The organism is Curtobacterium sp. RIT-PI-V (genome assembly GCF_025642935.1).
Classification (GTDB): Bacteria; Actinomycetota; Actinomycetes; order Actinomycetales; family Microbacteriaceae; genus Curtobacterium.
In genome coordinates, this window is the sequence record NZ_JANZKM010000001.1 from 231,830 (window position 1) to 244,237 (window position 12,408).

At 70.5% G+C, this 12,408-nt stretch carries 15 protein-coding genes; 12 read left to right on the forward strand and 3 right to left on the reverse strand.

Going from position 1 to position 12,408, the window contains the following annotated elements; genetic code table 11:
• The first annotated feature begins 21 nt into the window (after nt 1–21).
• The 6 genes from OGL88_RS01205 to OGL88_RS01230 all read left to right on the forward strand — a co-directional run bounded on the left by OGL88_RS01205 (nt 22) and on the right by OGL88_RS01230 (nt 5,228).
• On the forward strand, nt 22–642 hold the full coding sequence (locus tag OGL88_RS01205; protein ID WP_263055407.1) for a DUF6197 family protein: 621 nt from the start codon (nt 22–24) through the stop codon (nt 640–642).
• Nucleotides 639–1,343 carry a DinB family protein gene (locus OGL88_RS01210; protein WP_263055408.1) on the forward strand — a complete coding sequence of 235 codons (705 nt, stop codon included), beginning with the start codon at nt 639–641 and terminating at the stop codon, nt 1,341–1,343. Before OGL88_RS01205 ends, OGL88_RS01210 begins: the two co-directional genes overlap by 4 nt.
• Nucleotides 1,344–1,551: 208 nt before the next feature.
• Entirely contained in the window at nt 1,552–2,199 is a 648-nt protein-coding gene (locus OGL88_RS01215) for an ABC transporter permease (RefSeq protein ID WP_111083581.1), read from the forward strand.
• Entirely contained in the window at nt 2,186–3,463 is a 1,278-nt protein-coding gene (locus OGL88_RS01220; RefSeq protein ID WP_111083580.1) for an ABC transporter ATP-binding protein, read from the forward strand. Before OGL88_RS01215 ends, OGL88_RS01220 begins: the two co-directional genes overlap by 14 nt.
• A complete protein-coding gene (locus OGL88_RS01225; protein WP_111083579.1) occupies nt 3,460–4,221 on the forward strand; it encodes an ABC transporter permease in 762 nt (253 codons plus the stop codon). The genes OGL88_RS01220 and OGL88_RS01225 overlap by 4 nt, the downstream gene beginning before the upstream one ends.
• On the forward strand, nt 4,218–5,228 hold the full coding sequence (locus OGL88_RS01230; protein WP_263055409.1) for a glycine betaine ABC transporter substrate-binding protein: 1,011 nt from the start codon (nt 4,218–4,220) through the stop codon (nt 5,226–5,228). Before OGL88_RS01225 ends, OGL88_RS01230 begins: the two co-directional genes overlap by 4 nt.
• On the opposite strand, the gene OGL88_RS01235 is transcribed toward OGL88_RS01230, so the two are convergent.
• Nucleotides 5,215–5,844 carry a TetR/AcrR family transcriptional regulator gene (locus tag OGL88_RS01235; RefSeq protein ID WP_263055410.1) on the reverse strand — a complete coding sequence of 210 codons (630 nt, stop codon included), beginning with the start codon at nt 5,842–5,844 and terminating at the stop codon, nt 5,215–5,217. The genes OGL88_RS01230 and OGL88_RS01235 overlap by 14 nt on opposite strands.
• Nucleotides 5,845–5,924: 80 nt before the next feature.
• On the opposite strand from OGL88_RS01235, the gene OGL88_RS01240 reads away from it, so the two are divergent.
• From OGL88_RS01240 to OGL88_RS01250, 3 genes are read left to right on the forward strand one after another with little or no spacing between them, the layout of a single operon-like run.
• The gene (locus OGL88_RS01240) at nt 5,925–6,671 is read left to right on the forward strand and encodes an ABC transporter ATP-binding protein (protein WP_263055411.1); all 747 of its coding nucleotides are present in this window, start codon (nt 5,925–5,927) and stop codon (nt 6,669–6,671) included.
• On the forward strand, nt 6,668–7,945 hold the full coding sequence (locus tag OGL88_RS01245; RefSeq protein ID WP_263055412.1) for an ABC transporter permease: 1,278 nt from the start codon (nt 6,668–6,670) through the stop codon (nt 7,943–7,945). The genes OGL88_RS01240 and OGL88_RS01245 overlap by 4 nt, the downstream gene beginning before the upstream one ends.
• Before the next feature lie 26 nt (nt 7,946–7,971).
• Nucleotides 7,972–8,499 carry a GNAT family N-acetyltransferase gene (locus tag OGL88_RS01250; protein WP_263055413.1) on the forward strand — a complete coding sequence of 176 codons (528 nt, stop codon included), beginning with the start codon at nt 7,972–7,974 and terminating at the stop codon, nt 8,497–8,499.
• Between the two features lie 32 nt (nt 8,500–8,531).
• On the opposite strand, the gene OGL88_RS01255 is transcribed toward OGL88_RS01250, so the two are convergent.
• A complete protein-coding gene (locus OGL88_RS01255) occupies nt 8,532–8,807 on the reverse strand; it encodes a hypothetical protein (protein ID WP_263055414.1) in 276 nt (91 codons plus the stop codon).
• A 102-nt stretch (nt 8,808–8,909) separates the two neighbouring features.
• On the opposite strand from OGL88_RS01255, the gene OGL88_RS01260 reads away from it, so the two are divergent.
• Genes OGL88_RS01260 through OGL88_RS01270 form a run of 3 tightly spaced genes read left to right on the forward strand, consistent with a single transcriptional unit; the run spans nt 8,910 to nt 11,513 of the window.
• Entirely contained in the window at nt 8,910–9,578 is a 669-nt protein-coding gene (locus tag OGL88_RS01260) for a hypothetical protein (protein ID WP_263089333.1), read from the forward strand.
• 40 nt (nt 9,579–9,618) lie between these two features.
• Nucleotides 9,619–11,064 carry a phytoene desaturase family protein gene (locus tag OGL88_RS01265; RefSeq protein WP_263089334.1) on the forward strand — a complete coding sequence of 482 codons (1,446 nt, stop codon included), beginning with the start codon at nt 9,619–9,621 and terminating at the stop codon, nt 11,062–11,064.
• 5 nt (nt 11,065–11,069) lie between these two features.
• Nucleotides 11,070–11,513 carry an SRPBCC family protein gene (locus OGL88_RS01270; RefSeq protein ID WP_263089335.1) on the forward strand — a complete coding sequence of 148 codons (444 nt, stop codon included), beginning with the start codon at nt 11,070–11,072 and terminating at the stop codon, nt 11,511–11,513.
• A gap of 75 nt (nt 11,514–11,588) precedes the next feature.
• On the opposite strand, the gene OGL88_RS01275 is transcribed toward OGL88_RS01270, so the two are convergent.
• Nucleotides 11,589–12,407: a shikimate 5-dehydrogenase gene (locus tag OGL88_RS01275; RefSeq protein WP_263089336.1), complete on the reverse strand. Its 819-nt coding sequence runs from the start codon at nt 12,405–12,407 to the stop codon at nt 11,589–11,591.
• Nucleotide 12,408: the final 1 nt, after the last annotated feature.

The window sequence follows — 12,408 nt, forward strand, 5'->3', positions numbered from 1 at the left end:
CAGCCGATCGGAGGGGCCCTCATGACCCTCGAGTTCCGCGTCCAGCACGACGTCGCCACCGACGCCTCTCCCGCCTCTCCCACCTCCACACGATCCGAGCGAACCGGCCTCCGCGGGGTCCTCGACCGCCTCGCCGAGCGCCGCGCCGCCGCACGCGTCCGACGGGTCGAAGCCCGGCTGCAGGAACTCGGCGAGCTCGAGCACCTGCTGTCCGACGCGCGCGGCGTCGTCGAACGCGGCTGGATCCAGCACGCCTGGTTCGCGTACCTCGACGAGCACGGCCGGATGCGGAAGGCCACGAGTGCCGCCGCGATGGACGTGCAGGGGCGGCCGCTCGTCGCCGCCTGCCTGGTCGGCGCGGTCGTCTCGGCCGCTGGCGGGCCGCACGCCGTGCACTCGCCGCGGGTCCAGCACTCGCTCGACCTGGTCTGGCACGCGCTCGCCGCGGACGAGGGTGCGCCGGTGCTCTGGTGTCCGGCGCCCGACGTCCGGATGGGCCGCGTGCGTGACCTGACGAGCTGGAACGACGCCCCTGCGCGCACCTCGGCCGAGGTCGCCGGGCTGCTGCTCACCGCGGAGCGTGTGGCCGTGCAGGAATCGGCAGGCCTGCAGGACGTCGTGGTGGCACGATCGAGGGCATGAGCAGCACCGACGCCGTCCCCGAGGTCCACCCCGCGACGACCACCGGTCTCGCCTCCAGCGGGAACTCGGTCCTGTCGGACGAGGGTGCGTCATCGGCCACCGATCCCCTGGCCTCGGCCGCTGCGGTGAAGCGGACGCTGCACCGGTACCTGCAGAAGCACCGTGCCGCACTGCTCGGCAAGCTCGACGGTCTGGCCGAACGGCAAGCCCGCTGGCCGGTGACCCCGACCGGCACGAACGTGCTCGGGCTGGTGAAGCACGTCGCCGGTGTGCAGGCCGGGTACTTCGGCGAGGTCTTCGGCCGGCCGCTGCCCGACCCGCCCGCCTGGCTCGAATCGGAGGACGGCGAGGACATGTACGCGACCCTCGACGAGACCCTCGACGACGTCGTGGCCTTCCACCACCGCAGCGCTGCGCACGCCGACGCGACCATCGAAGCGCTCGACCTCGACGCCCGCGGCACCGTCCCCTGGTGGCCGGAGGAGCACCGCGAGGTCACGCTCCACCGCATCATGGTGCACATGGCGTACGAGACGGCCCGGCACGCGGGGCACGCCGACATCGTCCGCGAGATGCTCGACGGACTGGCGGGCGACGGGGACGGCAACCTGGCCGACAAGAGCCCGGAAGCGTGGGTCCTCTGGCGCGAGCAGCTCGTCGACATCGCCGAGCGGTCCGGCCTGCGGGGCCTGGCCACGTAGCCGATGGCCCCTCACGATCGTTACCGTTCTCTCAGGCTCGACGCTCGAACTGGACGTTGACCAGGGGTTCTCGTCCGGTCATCTGCACAGGAATCGGTCGTCTCCGCTGCGCTTCGTCGTGCGACCGGTCCGTGCCCTGCGTAGCTTTGGCGCAGCTTGTGCCCCGACCCGTGGGCAGTTCGGCCGACCGGAAGGGGAGCGCCCACCCGTGTTCCAGTACGTCGTGGAGCGATGGAGCCAGATCTGGTTCTCGTCGTGGCAGCACTTCTCACTGGTGGTCCAGTGCACGGTGCTCGCCACGGTCATCGCCGTGGTGCTCGCCACACTCGTCTACCGCAGTCCCCGCCTGACCTCCGTCGCGAACGGGGTGTCCGCCATCGGCCTCACCCTGCCGTCCTTCGCGGTCATCGGCCTGCTCATCGTCCCGCTCGGCTTCGGCGTGCTGCCGTCCGTCGTGACGGTCGTCTTCTTCGCCGCGCTCCCCATCCTGCGCAACGCGGTCGTCGGCCTCGCCGAGATCCCGCCGAGCGTGGTGGAGTCCGCGCGCGGCATCGGCATGAGCCGGTTCCGGACCCTCGTGCAGGTCGAACTGCCCATGGCCTGGCCGATCATCCTGAGCGGCGTCCGCGTGTCCGCCCAGATGGTGATGGGCATCGCAGCCATCGCCGCCTACGCGCTCGGCCCCGGGCTCGGCGGCTTCATCTTCTCCGGACTCTCGCGCCTCGGCGGCGCGAACGCCCTGTACTCCGTGGTCGTCGGGGTGGTCGGCGTCGTCCTGCTCGCCCTCGTCCTCGACCTGCTCCTCCTCGGCCTCGGCCGCCTGACCATCTCGAGAGGTATCCGTGTCCAGCACTGACTCCGCCACCACCACCGCGCCCGACGGGGACGTCACCGGCCGCAGCATCCTGCTCGACGAGGTCACCAAGCGGTACCCCGGGCAGTCGAAGCCCGCCGTCGACGGCATCACCCTCGAGATCCCGGCCGGCAAGATCGTCATGCTCGTCGGCCCGTCCGGCTGCGGCAAGACGACGACCCTCAAGATGATCAACCGTCTGATCGAGCCCACCGAGGGCCGCATCGTCGTCGGTGACGACGACGTGACCGGCATCGACGCCGACGAGCTCCGCCGCCGGATGGGCTACGTGATCCAGGCCGGCGGGCTCTTCCCGCACATGACCGTCGCAGCGAACATCGCGATCGTGCCGAAGATGCTCGGCTGGTCGAAGGAGAAGATCGCGGCGCGCGTCGACGAGCTGCTCGACCTCGTCTCGCTCGACCCCGACACCTACCGTGACCGCTACCCCCGCGAACTCTCCGGCGGCCAGCAGCAGCGCGTCGGTGTCGCTCGTGCGCTCGCCGCGGACCCGCCCGTCCTGCTGATGGACGAGCCGTTCGGTGCGGTCGACCCGATCACCCGGCAGCGGCTGCAGGACGAGCTCCTGCGCATCCAGGAAGAGCTGCACAAGACGATCGTCATCGTCAGCCACGACTTCGACGAGGCCGTGAAGCTCGGCGACTGGATCGTCATCTTCACCGAGGGTGCACACATCGTGCAGTACGACACCCCGGAGCGGATCCTGGCGGAGCCGGCGAACGAGTTCGTCGAGAACTTCATCGGCTCGGGCGCCGGGTTGAAGCAGCTCACCCTGAACCGCGTCCGCGACGTCGAGGTCGTCTCCGCGGTGACCTGCTCCCCCGGCGAAGAGGCGAAGGCCGTCCTGCAGCGCATGCAGGAGGCCGGAGGTCACGGGCACGCCGTCGTGGTCGACCGTCGGCAGCGGCCGATCGGCTGGCCGTCGCGCCGGCAGCTCGAGCGTCTCGACCGGATCCCGGACGGCGTCGACCCGGAGCTGCCCATCGTGGGCGAGGCCTCGACGCTCAACGACGCGCTCGACACCATGCTCGTCTCGAGCGCCGGGGCCGCACTGGTCACCGGTCGGGGCGAGGCGTTCCGCGGTGTCATCACGGTCGAGGTCGTCATGGAGGCCATCACCCGGTCGCGTGCGGCAGCCGCCGACGACCGCGCGTACACGCCGGTCGGCACGAACACCAACCAGATCGAGACGCTGCCGTCCTCGCCGGCCGCGCCCGTGATCGCGCCCTCCGGGGAAGACCTGTGAGTGCTGTCGCCGCCGGACCCGCCACCGGCGCCAGCACGTCCTGGAAGGGCCTGTTGTTCCAGCCGATCGCGATCCTCGTCGTGCTCGCCGGATTCGCGATCTGGCTCGCCACGGCGGACCTGACCCCGACCGAGCGCACGACGCTCAACCCGTCGGACATCCTCGCGCTCACCGGGCAGCACCTGGTGCTCACACTGCAGTCGACGGTGCTGGTGCTCGTGATCGGCATCCCGCTCGGCATCGTCCTCACGCGCGGACCGCTGCGTCGGGCGAGCCCGTACGTCCTCGCCGTCGCGAACTTCGGACAGGCGGCCCCCGCTGTCGGCCTGATCGTGCTGCTCGCCGCGTGGCTCGGCCTGAACAGCTGGTCCGCCGTGGTCGCACTCGTGCTCTACGCGATCCTGCCGGTCCTCCGGAACACCATGATCGGCGTGCAGAGCGTCGACTCGCGGCTCGTCGAGGCCGGCCGCGGCATGGGCATGAGCGCGTTCAGCGTGCTGATGCGCGTCGAGCTGCCCCTCGCCGTGCCGGTCATGCTCTCCGGCATCCGGACGGCGCTCGTGCTGCTCGTCGGCACCGCGAGCCTGGCCACCTTCGTCGGCGCTGGTGGCCTCGGTCTCCTCATCACCACGGGCGTGACGCTCTTCCTGCCGAAGGTGCTCGTCGCCGGGGCGCTGCTCGTGGCGCTCCTCGCCCTCTCCATCGACTGGCTCGGCCGCGTGGTCGAGACCGTCGCACGTCCGAAGGGACTCCGATGAACCGCCGTACCCGCCGCCTCCGCCGCGGGGCCGCCGTCGCGCTCGCCGGCACCACTGCGCTCGTCCTGGCCGGCTGTGGCCTGCAGCCCGCGACGTCCTTCGTCCCCGAGGCCGGTCCCGGCACCATCGAGCGCATCGACGACCTGCCGGACGGTGCCCACATCACCGTGACGTCGAAGAACTTCACCGAGCAGCTCGTGCTCGGCAAGATCGCCGTGCTCGCTGCGAAGGCCGCCGGGTTCGACGTCACCGACGAGACCAACGTGCCGGGCAGCGTCGCGGTCCGCGAGTTGATGACCTCGCACGGTGCGGACTTCACGTACGAGTACACCGGCACCGCCTGGCTGACCTTCATGGGCCACACCGAGGGGATCCCGGACAAGACCGAGCAGTGGGAAGCGGTCAAGAAGGAGGACGCCGGCAACGGGCTCACGTGGCTCGACCCGGCGCCGATGAACAACACCTACGCGTTCGCGGTGCGGGACGAGGCGGTCAAGGAGCTCGGCGACGTCACGACCCTGTCCGACATCGCGAAGCTGCCGGTCGACGAACGCACCTTCTGCGTGGAGTCGGAGTTCAACTCGCGTGCCGACGGGTTCAAGCCGATGCTGAAGAAGTACGGCTTGGAGCTCGGCGGTTCGGGCGACAACGGGATCCCGAGCGACAACGTCAGCATCCTCGACACCGGCACGGTCTACACGGCCACCGACCGCGGCAAGTGCAACTTCGGCGAGGTCTTCACCACCGACGGCCGCATCAAGTCACTCGGCCTGACCGTGCTCGAGGACGACAAGGGCTTCTTCCCGGCGTACAACGTCGCCCCGGTGCTCGACTCGGCCACCCTGAAGGAGTACCCGCAGCTCGCGGACGTCTACGACCAGATCTCGCCGAAGCTCACCGACGCCGTGCTGCAGGAGTTGAACCGTCAGGTCGACGTCGAGGGGCGCGAGCCGGCCGACGTCGCGTTCGACTGGATGGTGAAGGAGGGCTTCATCACGAAGCCGTGACCCGCGCAGCCGTGTCGCGGATCGACGCGACGACGCGGGCGCGGACCTCTTCCGGGTCGGAACCCTCGTGGCGCGCCGAGCTCCGCAGGCCGGTCATGCACATACCGAGCAGCATCTCGGCGGCCTGCGGGGTCGCGGCGTCCGGTCCCCACGCCGGATCGCGTTCGAGGATCGTGCGCACCGCACCGGTCATCGCCTCGGCCACGGTCGTCATCCGGCTGACCTGGCGGCGCATGAGCTGCGGGAAGCGCACGATGACCTCTTTCCGGGCGAGCCGCTCGTGCTCGTCGCCGAACGACGAGCCGAACACCAGGAACGCCAGGTCGACCACGGCCTGCGCAGCCGGCTCCCCCGCGACGGTCTCGAGGTGCGCTGCCAGGGTCTCGGCGTCCAGGTCGAGCTCGGTGTGCCCGAGGACCGCGTCCTCCTTGCTCTCGAAGTAGTTGAAGAACGTGCGGGGCGACACCTCGGCGCGTGCGGCGATCTGTTCGATCGTGGTGTGGTCGATGTCCTGCTCGAGCGCGAGGGACCGAGCCGCCTCCGCGATGCGGTGGCGTGTCTCGATCCGCTTGCGGTCGCGCAGACCCATCTCGGTGGCGGGCGCGGTGTCGGGCATGGCCCGACTGTAACCGGAACGTCACATGATCTACAGCAAACGCAAACTTGCAGTCGTGCAGCGGACACTACGGTGGGGCCATGACCACTCCCGTGCTCGAGGCCCGTGACCTCGCCAGGACCTACGGCCGAGGCCCGACGCGGTTCGATGCGCTCAAGGGGGTGTCACTCCAGGTGCACCAGGGCGAGAGCCTGGCGATCGTCGGCAAGTCCGGCTCGGGCAAGTCGACGCTCATGCACCTGCTCGCACTGCTCGACAAGCCGTCGACCGGGCAGGTCCTGCTCGACGGCACCGACGCGGCGACGCTCGGCGCCCGCCAGGTGAACCGCACGCGCAACAGCACCTTCGGGTTCGTGTTCCAGCAGTTCTTCCTGACCCCCAAGACCTCGGTCCTCGACAACGTCGTGCTGCCGCTCAAGATCGCGGGCGTCGCCGGGGCCGAACGGAAGCGCCGCGGCATGGCGGCGCTCGACTCCCTCGGTCTGGCCGACAAGGCGAAGAACGACGCCAACGACCTGTCCGGCGGGCAGAAGCAGCGCGTGGTCATCGCACGCGCGCTGGTCGGCGAGCCGAGCGTCATCTTCGCCGACGAGCCGACCGGCAACCTCGACACGAACACCGGGCAGGTGGTCGAGGACATGCTCTTCGGCCTGCAGCGCGAACGCGGGATCACGCTCGTCGTGGTCACGCACGACGAAGAACTCGCCGCCCGCTGCGACCGCAGCGTCAACGTCCGCGACGGACTCATCGTCGGTGGACCGGACGGCACGCCCACCGCCGGTGCCGCCGTCGACCAGCAGGCCACGCACGGAAGGCACTCCGCATGAACTTCCTCGACCTGCTCCGCACCGCGGTCTCGAACACCTTCCGGTCGAAGCTGCGCACGACCCTGACCGTCATCGCGATCTTCATCGGCGCCTTCACGATCACGCTGACCTCGGCGATCGGCACGGGGGTCAGCAACTACATCGACACCCAGGTCTCGTCGATCGGCGACACCGGTTCCCTGACCATCACGAAAGCCGTCGACGCCACGTCGACCGACAGCGGGCCGGCGGAGTACGACCCCGACGAATCCGGCCAGAGCGTCGACCGCGGTCCGGCGTCGTTCTCGTACCTGTCGCAGTCCGACGTCGACGACATCCGCGCGATCGACGGCATCAAGAGCATCCGTCCGGCGGTCGCCCTGGCGCCGAAGTACGCCGAGCACGGCGACGACGGCAAGTACGTCGTCTCCCTGACCGCCAACGCGGGGGAGCTCGACGCCGACCTGGCGAGCGGGAAGCAGCTCGACGACGACACCGACGCGAACCAGGTGATCCTGCCGACGAACTACCTGGAGAACCTCGGACTCGGCAGCGCGAAGGCCGCCGTCGGCAAGGAACTCACCTTCGCGGTGGACGACTACCAGGGCAAGGAGCACACCCTCACCGCGACGGTGGTCGGTGTGCAGAACGAGTCGCTGTTCGGCGGCGGTGCCGGGGCGAACGCCGCACTCACCGACGCGATGCAGGCCGCGCAGGAGATCGGCAAGCCGGACTCGATCGCGACCTCGTACGCCAGCGCCACCGCGACGCTCGACTCCGGGGCCTCCACGACCACGGTCAAGAAGGCGCTGTCGGACGACGGGTTCCTCGGGCAGACCATCCAGGACCAGCTCGGCCAGTTCCAGACCGTCATCAGCGGCATCGTCGGGGTCCTGAACGCCTTCGCCGTCATCGCCCTGGTGGCTGCGGGCTTCGGCATCATCAACACGCTGCTGATGAGCGTGCAGGAACGCACCCGCGAGATCGGCCTGATGAAGGCGATGGGCATGGGCGGCGGCAAGGTCTACACGCTGTTCTCGCTCGAGGCGGTCTTCATCGGCTTCCTCGGCAGCGCCATCGGAGCCGGTGTCGCGATCCTGCTCGGGACGGGCATCTCGAACGTGCTCGCGGGCACGCTGCTCAAGGACCTGCCTGGCCTGCAGATCATGCAGTTCGCGCCGAGCTCGGTGGCGACGATCATCCTCGTCGTGATGTTCATCGCGTTCCTCGCCGGCACCCTCCCCGCACGCCGCGCCGCACGGCAGAACCCGATCGAGGCGCTCCGGTACGAGTAGGCCCGGGCGTGCATAGTCTCTGACGGGTGGCGGCATTCGGGCGGGACCTCGGCGACGGGTACACGCTGACGCTGCGCGACCTGACGACGGTCGACCCGGTGCTGGAACTCGTGCGCGCGAACCTGGACCGGCTGCGTGCGGCCGAACCGTGGGCGTGGGATCCGCAGGACCGCGACACGATCGGCCTGCACACCGAACGGCTGCTCGGCCAGTTCGCGATGGACCGCGCGCTCCCCTGCGTCATCCGTTCCGACGACCGCATCGTCGGGGTGGCGTCGCTGACCTTCGACCCGTACCTGGGCCAGGCCTCACTCGGCTACTGGGTGGACGCCGGACACGAGGGTCGTGGTGTCGCGGGGCGGGCCGCCGGGGTCCTGGTCGAGGTCGCGCGGGCACGCGGCACGGCACGGCTCGAGATCCGGACCGGGGTCGACAACGTCCGTAGCCGGGCGCTCGCCGAACGGCTCGGGTTCGCCCACGAGGGGACCCTGCGGGGTGCGCTGCCGCTCGGCCCCGTCCGCGCCGACGTCGCCGTCTACGGCCTGCTGCTCTAGGCGAGACCCCCCGCCTCCGCCGTGCGTGCGCGTCAGGAGCTGTGCGTCGCGCCCTGCCAGACCGCGAACACCCCGCCGACGACCGCCAGCACGAGCAGCAGGATCCAGACGGCGAGCGCGATGAGGTTCAGGAAGATCCCCCAGCCCGCGCGACCACGGGCGAGCGGTTCCCGGCTGCGCGACGCGACGCCCAGGCACAGCCCGACGATCGGCGCGATGAACGTCCAACCGGCGAGCAGCGAACAGATCCCGAGGACGAGGCTCGCGGTGCCGAGACCGGTGCGGGGGGACTCCGTGTACGTGACCATGCGCCCGACGCTACGGAACCACTCGGGGCGTGTCGTCCCTCCAGGGCGTGATGCGGGTCCACCTGCCGACGGATGGTCACCGGACGCCGGTATCGTCGGAGCATGGCCTTGTTCGGACGACGCAACCACGACGTGCGCGATCGACCCATCAGCCAGGTCGAACTGAAGCGGGCCGTCGACGAGGGGTTCCTCATCGCGAAGGCCGCGGTCACGATCGCGGTCGGCAACCGGATCATCACCAATGCGCTGCGCGACCAGGGGTACTTCGACCACGCGCTGATCGCCGAGGCCGCGCGCGAGGAGCTCCACCGCATGGCCGACGAGCAGCGGGGTGACGCCGCGCGCATGCGGGAGATCCGGTCGACGTCGAGCAAGTCGAAGGGCCGCTCACGGCACCAGCACGACTACCGCCGAGGTGACGACCTCAAGCTGCGCACGCGTGAGGCGACGTACGAGCAACTCGCGACGATGCTCGACAAGCGCCGTGACGACCAGCACTTCGTCGACGGCATCGTGCTCGCCGCCCGTGCCCGAGCCTGGGACGACATCGGCACCACGGTGGTCGGGCGCCTCGGCTGGGCGCAGCGTCCAGCCGACGACTACGAGATCGGCCGCGACGACCGCCTGCAGCAGATGCTCGACGAGGACTTCGCGACGTTGCTCGCCGAGCACCCCGTGGGCTCGACGCCGGTCGACGCCGACGAGCCGGACGACGCCGACGGCGACGAGGACGGTTCCGACCCCGCAGACCCCGACGTCGCCCGCCCCTGAACCGGGACCACGCGCAGACACGAGTCCCTAGGCTCGGACCATGGTTGATGCGGTCGTGGTCGGTGCCGGTCCGAACGGACTCGCGGCGGCGGTGACACTCGCCCGCGCGGGCCTGTCCGTCGAGGTGGTCGAACGGAACGACACCATCGGCGGCGGCGCCCGCACCGAGGAACTCACGCTGCCGGGGTTCCTGCACGACGTCTGCTCGGCCGTGCACCCGATGGCACTGCAGTCCGAGTTCTTCCGACTGTTCCGCATGGAGGAGCGCATCGAGCTCCGTCTGCCCGAGGTGCAGTACGGGCACCCGCTCGACGGCGGTCGCGCGGGCATCGCGTACCAGGACCTCGAACGGACGGCCGCCGAGCTCGGCGTGGACGGCCCGGCCTTCCGGAACCTGATGGGGCCGCTCGCCCGCGCGGCCGACCAGGTCGCCGACTTCGCCACCGACGCCCTCCTGCACGTGCCGCGACACCCGCTCACGGTGCTGCGGTTCGGCCTCCGCGCTTTCGAGCAGGGCAGCAGTGCCTGGAACGCCCGCTTCCGGCAGGACGCCGCGCCGGCGATGGTGTCCGGCGTCGCCGCGCACTCCATCCAGCACATGCCCTCGCTGTCGACGGCCGCCGCGGCGCTGTCGCTCGGCGCCTACGCGCACGCCCGCGGCTGGCCCGTGCCGATCGGCGGCAGCCAGGCGATCGTCGACGCGCTCGCCGACGACCTCGTCGCGCACGGCGGACGGATCGTCACCGGGCACGAGGTCCGGTCGCTCGGCGACCTCACCCCGGCGAAGGCGGTGCTGTTCGACACGAGTGTCCCCGGCATGCTGCGGATCGCCGGGTCGCAGATCCCCACGCCGAAGCGCGGTGCGCTCCGCCGGTTCCGGTTCGGCAACGCGGCCGCGAAGGTCGACTTCGCACTGTCCGACCCGGTGCCGTGGACGAACGAGGCGCTGCGCCGGGCCGGCACCGTGCACATCGGTGGGACACGAGCCGAGATCGCGGCGGCGGAGGGGTCGGTCGCGCGCGGCCAGCACGCCGAACGGCCGTACGTGCTCGGCTCCGAGCCGACCGTCGTCGACCCGACCCGTGCGCCGGAGGGGAAGCACGTCTTCTGGGCCTACGCGCACGTGCCGTCGGGGTCCGACGTCGACCAGACCGAGGCGATCACGCGCCAGGTCGAACGGTTCGCGCCGGGGTTCCGCGACACGATCCTGCACACGTCGAGCCGCACGGCTGCGCACATGTCGGACCACAACCCGAACTACGTCGGCGGTGACATCGCCGCCGGGGCCGCGAGCTTCTGGCAGCTCGTGAAGCGCCCGGTGCTGTCCAGTGACCCGTGGCGGATGGGCGGTGGCATGTACCTGTGCTCCGAGTCGTCCGCCCCCGGCCCCGGCGTGCACGGCATGGCCGGTTGGCGTGCCGCGAAGAGTGCGCTCCGGCACACCTTCGGACTGCCCGACGACGTCGACCTCACCCCGGAAGGCTGATCACCATGGCGAAGAACGTCCGCATCCTGCACTGCGCTCCCGAGGACGTCTTCGACGTGCTCGGCGACGGCTGGCTCTACACGACCTGGGTGGTCGGTGCCTCGCGTATGCGTGGTGAGGAACCCGGTTGGCCAGCGGTCGGCACACACCTGCACCACTCGTTCGGCGCGTGGCCGATCGTCATCGACGACGTCACGACGTCCTTGGTGTGGGACCCGCCCCACCGCATGGTGATCCAGCCGAAGGGCTGGCCGATCGGCGAGGCCCGTGTGGAACTCACCGTGGAGCCGCACCGCAAGGGCTGCAAGGTCACGATCGTCGAGAACGCCGTCGCCGGTCCGGGCGCCCACGTCCCCGACTTCCTCATGCAGCCGCTCATCTGGGTACGCAACCACGAGACGCTGCGCCGGCTCGGGTGGGTGGCCGTCGGACGCGCGGCGAACGCCTGAGACGTCCCACGAGACGGACGGGAGGCCCGTGGCGGCGCCGCCACGGGCCTCCCGTCCGTCTTCTGGTCGCGTCGACTACTCGGCGCGCGAGAACTCGCTGGCGCGCGCCACTTGGTCGTCCGTGAGGGCGACGCCCGTGTACCGCTCGAACTGGCGGGCCGCCTGCAGCGCGATGACCTCCGCTCCGGTGATGACGTGCTTGCCGGCATCCCGCCCCGCACGGACCAACGGGGTCTCCGACGGGAACGCGACCACGTCGAAGACCGTGTGGGCCGCCTCGATCCGGCCCTGCGCGAAGGCGAGCGCGTCCTGCTGGTCGCCCCGCATGCCGAGGGGCGTGACGTTGACCACCAGGTCGGACTCCCCCGCCTCGCGCTCCTCGGCGACCCACTCGTAGCCGTACTGCGACGCGAGCGCCGAACCGGTCTGCTCGTTGCGGGCGACGACCGTCAGGCGGTCGAAGCCGGCGCCGCGGAAGGCAGCGGTCACGGCCTTCGCCATGCCGCCGGAGCCGCGGAGCAGCACGCGGGACGCGGTGTCGACGTCGTGCGAGGCGAGCAGCGCGGCGATCGCCTCGTAGTCGGTGTTCGACGCGGTGAGCACGCCGTCGTCGTTCACGACCGTGTTCACCGACTGGATGGCGGCGGCGGACTCCTCGATGTGGTCGACCAGCGGGATGATCGCCTCCTTGAAGGGCATCGACACCGAGCAGCCGCGGATGCCGAGGGCGCGGATGCCGGCCACGGCGCCGGGCAGGTCGGTCGTGGTGAACGCCTTGTACAAGAAGTCGAGCCCGAGCTCGTCGTACAGGAAGTTGTGGAACCGGGTGCCGATGTTGCTCGGCCGGGCCGCGAGCGACATGCAGACCTGCATGTCCTTGTTGAGGATGGGCATG